Consider the following 5,838-nt stretch of genomic DNA (forward strand, 5'->3'; position numbering starts at 1 on the left):
CGCCTCCCCCGGGCCGCACCCGCGCCTGTTCGCCGCCGCGTTCCCCGGCAGCGTGTCCACCGCGCCCGGAACCTGGACCTTCGAGGCGCCCGACCTGGCCTCGGGGCTGGCCCGGGCCGGGTACCACACGGCCTGCGTGGGGGGCACGGGCTTCTTCAACCGGCGGTCGGCGGTGGGCTCGGTCATCCCGGACATGTTCGCCGAGAGCCACTGGGAGGAGTCCTTCGGCGTGACCGACCCCCGCTCCTTCGAGAACCAGGTGGCGTGCGCGGCCCGGATCGCCGGGGAGCGCCCCGCGGACCAGCCGCTGTTCCTGCTGCTCAACGTGTCGGCGCTGCACCAGCCCAACTGGTTCCACCTGCCCGGCGCCGTCCGGGAGGACGGCGACACCCGGGAGAGCCACGCCGCGGCCCTGGAGTACGTGGACCGGCACCTGCCGCCGCTGCTGGCCGCGATGTCGGCCCGCCGCCCCTGCTTCGCGATCGTGTGCTCCGACCACGGCACCGCCTACGGGGAGGACGGCTACACCGGCCACCGGATCGGCCACGAGACCGTGTGGACGGTCCCCTACGCCCACGCGTTCCTGCCCCGGGGACGCACCGCTCCCGCCGACGCACAGGAGGCGACCGCGTGACCACCACCCTGACCCCGCGCCCCGAACCGGTGCGCGCCGACTCCCCCTACCAGTCCTACGTCTACGCCTACCCGCACAAGAGCGCCTACCGGCCCTTCACCGAGCGCCCCGCGCTCGCCGACCTGTGGCGCGGCGAGGACGTCGGCGCGCTGTCGCTGTACGCGCACATCCCGTTCTGCGAGATGCGCTGCGGGTTCTGCAACCTGTTCACCCGCTCCACTCCCCCGGCCGAGCAGGTCACCGCCTACCTGGACGCGCTGGAGCGCCAGGCGGAGGCGGTGGCCGAGGCGCTGCCGGAGGGCGCCGCCTTCGCCCGGGCCGCCCTGGGCGGCGGCACCCCCACCTACCTGACCGCCGAGGAGCTCACCCGGGTCTACGACCTCACCGAGAGCGCCTTCGGGGTGGACCTGTCGGCGATCCCGGTGTCGGTGGAGACCTCTCCGGCCACGGCCACGCCCGACCGGCTGGCGGTGCTCGACGCGCGCGGCGCCACCCGGATCAGCATGGGCGTGCAGAGCTTCCTGGACGCCGAGGCGCACGCGGCCGGGCGTCCGCAGAAGCGCGCCGAGGTGGACCGGGCGCTGGCCGCGATCCGCGAGCACGCCTCGGCCGACCTCAACCTCGACCTCATCTACGGCATCGACCGCCAGGACGCCCGCACCTGGGCCTACTCCCTGGACACGGCGCTGGAGTGGGAGCCCGAGGAGGTCTACCTGTACCCGCTGTACGTGCGCCCGCTCACCGGGCTGGGCCGCCGCGCCCGCGCGTGGGACGACCACCGGCTGGGCCTGTACCGGCAGGGCCGCGACCACCTGCGCGAACGCGGCTACGAGCAGGTGTCCATGCGCATGTTCCGGCGGGCGGACGCCCCGAAGACGCAGGCCCCGGACCACTCCTGCCAGACCGACGGCATGGTGGGGCTGGGCTGCGGGGCGCGGTCCTACACCTCCGCCGCGCACTACTCCTTCGACTACGCCGTGGGCGTGGGGCAGGTGCGGTCGATCATCGCCGACTACACGAGCCGCCGCCAAGCGGACTTCGGACGGGCCGAGGTGGGGTTCCGCATGGACGAAGGCGAGCGGCGCCGCCGCCACCTGCTCCAGTCGCTGCTGCTCGCGGAGGGGATGGACACCGCCGCCTACGCCGACCGGTTCGGCTCCCGCCCCGAGGAGGACTTCGCCGCGACCCTGGCGGTGCTCGACGGGCGCGGCTGGCTGGAGCGGGACGGCGCGCCGGACCTGCTGCGGCTGACCCCGGAGGGGCTCGCGCACTCCGACGCGGTGGGGCCGATGTTCTTCTCCGCCGGGGTGGCGGCCCTGATGGCCGACTACGAGGCCCGGTGAGCGCGGTGACCCCTTCCTCCTCGTCCCCGGCCCGGGCCTCCGCGCTCCCGCCGCACCTGACCCTGCTCTACCGCGGCCCGCTGGCCAGCTGCGACTACGACTGCCCGTACTGCCCCTTCGCCAAGCGGCGCGACAACCCCGAGACGCTGCGCGCCGACCGCGCCGCGCTGGAGCGCTTCACCGGCTGGGTGTCCGCGCTGGAGGCGGAACACCCCGGCACCCGGATCTCGGTGCTGTTCACCCCGTGGGGCGAGGGGCTGGTGCGGTCCTGGTACCGGACCGCGATCATCCGTCTCAGCCACCTGCAGCACGTGGAACGGGTGGCCATCCAGACCAACCTGAGCGGCCGCCTGGGCTGGCTGGCCGACTGCGACACCGGCACCGCCGCGCTGTGGACCACCTACCACCCCGGTCAGGTGACCCATGAGCGCTTCCTGGCCAAGGCGCGCGAGCTGGACGGGATGGGGGTGCGGTTCAGCGTCGGCGTGGTCGGCGAACCGGAGCACCTCGAAGCGGCCCGGCGGATGCGCGCCGAACTGCCCGAGCGGGTGTACCTGTGGGTGAACGCCGCCGAGGGGCGCACCTACACCGACGCCGAGGCCGAGCTGTGGCAGGCCCTGGACCCCCACTTCCACTACAGCCGCAGCCCCCACCCCAGCCGGGGTCTGCCCTGCCGTACCGGTGACACTGTGCTGTCCGTGAACGGCGACGGCGACGTGCGCCGGTGCCACTTCGTGGACACGCCGATGGGCAACCTCTACGACGGCTCGTTCGCCGCCGGGCTCGGCCCCCGCGCGTGCCCGCTGACCAGCTGCGACTGCCACATCGGCTACGTCCACCTGGAGTCCCTGGACCTGTACGACGTGTTCCGGGGCGGGGTGGTGGAACGGGTCCCGGCGGCCTTCGGCTCCCTGCTCCCGCTCGTGTGAGACGGGTCAAAACCGCTTCGCAACGTCACCGGGAACAGACATAATGCCCACCATGGTCTTTCCCCGGGTTATCGCGACCGATCTCGACGGCACACTCCTGGACGCGGGGGGCCTGGTCTCCGAACGCAACCGGCTGGCGCTGGTCGCCGCCGCGGAGGCGGGCGTCAGGGTGGTGGTCTCCACCGCGCGACCGCCGCGGACCACGCAGCACATCGCCGAGCAGCTCCCCTGCGCCGCCGTGCTCTGCGGCAACGGCTCGCTGGCCCACGTGCCCGGCGACGAACCGCTGGTACGCGCCATCTCCCCGGAGACCGCCCGTTCGGTGGTCGAGAAGGTCAACGCGGAGCTGCCCGGGATCGGCTACGGCATCGAGACCGGCACCGACTTCTTCCACGACGCCGACTACCACCTGGAGCCGTGGCTGTCCGGCGAGTGGGTGCGCGAGGTGCTGGAGGACACCGAGACCCTGTTGAGGCGGGCCACCCCGATCACCAAGATGCTCGTGCGCTCCCGCGACATGCGGGTGGAGGAGCTGCACGAGACGGTCGCGGCGGCGGTCGGGTCGCTGGCGGAGGTGACCTTCTCGGGCAGCTACAGCCTGCTGGAGCTGAGCGCGCCGGGCGTGAACAAGGGCAGCACCCTCGCGATGGTCTGCGAGCGGTGGGGGGTGGCCGCCGAGGAGGTGGTGGCCTTCGGCGACATGCCCAACGACCTGGCCGCGCTGTCCTGGGCGGGCGGGGGTTACGCCATGGCCAGCGGGCACCCGGACCTGCTCGACCCGGCGCTGGGGCTGCGGGTGGCCCCGTCCGCCAACGAGGACGGTGTGGGCCGGGTGGTCGAGCAGCTCCTGGCAGAGCGCTGAAAAAACGCCTGGACCCCCGCCGGGTCCGCCTCCTAGGGTCGCCTCACACGTACCCGGAGGAGGGCCCGCCGTTGCCGCACCCCACCCAGATCGTCTCGTCCCTGGCCGACCCCGACCGCCTGGAGCTCTACGCCCGGGTGGTCGGCGCGGGAGCCGGCGGGCTGCCCGCCGAGGAGGTCCGCGCGCGGGGGCGCCGGGACATGTCCCGGCTCGTGGAAGCGGGGCTGGTGCGCGAGGAAGGCGACCGCCTGGTGTGCGTGCCGGAGGTGTTCTCCGCCGCCCTGGAGGAGCACCGGCCGGTGCGCCGGGACCCGGTGGACGCGCTGTTCCACGAGGGGCGGCTGAGCGCGCTGCCCGCCAGGCGCGAGCTGCGCGCGCGGGTGTTCGCGCGGATCACCGACCGGTTCTTCGCCCCCGGGGCGACCTACACCGAGAAGCAGGTGAACGCCGCCCTGCGGTCCTGCTGCGACGACCACTCGGCCATGCGCCGCCACCTCGTGGACGAGGGCTACCTGACCCGCGACGACGACGGCAGCGCGTACCGGGTCGTGGAGGCCTGAGCCGCCGCGGGTGAGGGGATGGGCGCGGGGCGGCTCAGCCCTCCACGCCGTCCACCTGCTCGTGGTAGGTGCGGCGGGTGCGCTCGGTGTGCTCGCTCATCAGCCGCAGCGCCGCGTCCGCGTCACGGCCCTCGATGACGTCGACGAGGGCGGAGTGCTCGTCCCAGGAGGCGGCGCCGCGGACGCGGGCGACCGGGGCGTAGTACCAGCGCACCCGCCGGTCGACCTGCGCGGCCAGCTCGGCGAGCACCCGGTTGCCCGAGGCCTCGGTGACGGTGCGGTGGAAGTCGGCGTTGGCCTGGACGACCGCGTCGGTGTCGGCGCGGTCGGTGGCCGCGCGCCCGGCGGCGACCAGGTCGCGCATCGTCCCGATCTGCTCGGTCGAGGCGTTCTGCGCGGCCAGGCGGGCCGACTCCGTCTCCAGCAGGGCGCGCACGGCCAGGAGCTGGTCGGCCTCGCTCTCGGTGGGCGTGTGCACGAACGCCCCGTACCCGGGCCGCAGGTCCACCCACCCCTCGTTGCTGAGCCGCTGCATCGCCTCGCGGACCGGCTGGCGCGAGACGCCGAGGGTCTGGGCCAGCTCGGTCTCCACCAGGTGCTGACCGGGTGAGAGCGACCGGTTGGTGATCAGGTCGAGGATGGCCTCGTACACGGCTTCACGCAGCGGCACGGGGCGCTGGACCCGTCCCGCGACGGCGTTCAACCCCTGTGGGGACATAGGGCGGCTCCATCCGGATGCGTGGGCTTTGTAGACAGTGTACAAAAGGCGGCGGCCACGTGTGCCCTCACGGCAGCTCCACGAGTTCGACGCGCCCCGTCCGGCGGCCGGGCGGCACGACCGCGAGGGCGTCGGCGACGGCGGCGGCGCGCAGGTCGGCCGAGCCGGTGCCGGGCAGTTCCACCGCCAGGTCGCGGCTGACGCGCACCGGCACCAGGCGGGTGTCGGTCGGGTGCGGCCGGGTCGGCCCGATGAGCCGGACCCGTCGGCCGAGGTGGGCGGGGTCGCGCCGGTCCGCGCGACCGGCGAGCACCGGGACGAGCAGGGTGAGCGCGGCGGCCAGCGCGGCGCCGGGGTTGCCCGGCAGTCCCACGACCACGGTTCCCGAGGGCAGCACGGCCAGCACCTGCGGGTGCCCCGGGCGGCAGGCCACCCCGTCGACGACCATCCGCGCGCCGAGCGCGGTGAGCACCGGGCGCAGGTGGTCGGCGGGCCCGGCCGAGGAGGAGCCGCAGACCGCGACGACCTCGGAGGGCCCGGACGCCTCCAGGGCGCGGGCCGTGTCCCGGCCCCGGTCGGCGACCGCCAGCGGGGGCAGGCAGCGCCCTCCGGCCCAGGCGACCAGGCCGGGGAGCAGCGGGCCGATCGCGTCGCGCACGGTGCCCGGGCGCGGTCTCCCCTCGCGCACGACCTCGTCCCCGGTGACCAGGACGCGCACCGCGGGGCGGACCACGGGCAGCGTGTCCAGGCCCAGGCTCGCGGCCAGCCCCAGGAGGGCGGGGGTGACGGGGC

7 protein-coding genes are annotated in these 5,838 nt (G+C 74.7%); 5 read left to right on the top strand and 2 right to left on the bottom strand.

What is annotated here, in order from left to right; all coding sequences use genetic code 11:
* The 5 genes from DQW06_RS14560 to DQW06_RS14580 all read left to right on the top strand — a co-directional run.
* Nucleotides 1-634, top strand: a 634-nt coding sequence (locus tag DQW06_RS14560) for an STM4013/SEN3800 family hydrolase (RefSeq protein WP_117198656.1), incomplete at its 5' end; no start/stop codon positions are given.
* Complete coding sequence (locus DQW06_RS14565; RefSeq protein ID WP_071622783.1) at nucleotides 631-1,977, top strand: STM4012 family radical SAM protein; 1,347 nt, start codon at nucleotides 631-633, stop codon at nucleotides 1,975-1,977. The genes DQW06_RS14560 and DQW06_RS14565, both read left to right, overlap by 4 nt.
* Nucleotides 1,974-2,906, top strand: coding sequence for an STM4011 family radical SAM protein (locus DQW06_RS14570; protein WP_013155108.1), 933 nt, complete (start codon nucleotides 1,974-1,976; stop codon nucleotides 2,904-2,906). Before DQW06_RS14565 ends, DQW06_RS14570 begins: the two co-directional genes overlap by 4 nt.
* Nucleotides 2,907-2,949: 43 nt before the next feature.
* Entirely contained in the window at nucleotides 2,950-3,768 is an 819-nt protein-coding gene (locus DQW06_RS14575; protein ID WP_013155109.1) for an HAD family hydrolase, read from the top strand.
* A 71-nt stretch (nucleotides 3,769-3,839) separates the two neighbouring features.
* Nucleotides 3,840-4,328, top strand: a complete 489-nt coding sequence (locus DQW06_RS14580) for a DUF2087 domain-containing protein (protein ID WP_117198658.1) — start codon at nucleotides 3,840-3,842, stop codon at nucleotides 4,326-4,328.
* Nucleotides 4,329-4,362: 34 nt separating this feature from the next.
* Here the strand turns inward: DQW06_RS14580 and DQW06_RS14585 are convergent, their stop codons facing one another.
* Both DQW06_RS14585 and DQW06_RS14590 read right to left on the bottom strand, forming a co-directional pair.
* Nucleotides 4,363-5,046 (bottom strand): GntR family transcriptional regulator, encoded by a 684-nt coding sequence (locus DQW06_RS14585; RefSeq protein WP_013155111.1) that lies wholly within the window; start codon nucleotides 5,044-5,046, stop codon nucleotides 4,363-4,365.
* A 67-nt stretch (nucleotides 5,047-5,113) separates the two neighbouring features.
* The coding region (locus tag DQW06_RS14590; RefSeq protein WP_117198660.1) for a molybdopterin-binding protein at nucleotides 5,114-5,838 on the bottom strand (725 nt) is incomplete at its 5' end.

The organism is Nocardiopsis sp. TNDT3, from assembly GCF_003427465.1.
GTDB classification, from domain to species: Bacteria; Actinomycetota; Actinomycetes; order Streptosporangiales; family Streptosporangiaceae; genus Nocardiopsis; species Nocardiopsis dassonvillei.

What these genes read in the sequence shown, in the direction of transcription:
- DQW06_RS14585 (WP_013155111.1), bottom strand. Translation starts at nt 5,046, where the DNA reads ATGTCCCCACAGGGGTTGAACGCCGTCGCGGGACGGGTCCAGCGCCCC.
- DQW06_RS14575 (WP_013155109.1), top strand. Translation starts at nt 2,950, where the DNA reads ATGCCCACCATGGTCTTTCCCCGGGTTATCGCGACCGATCTCGACGGC.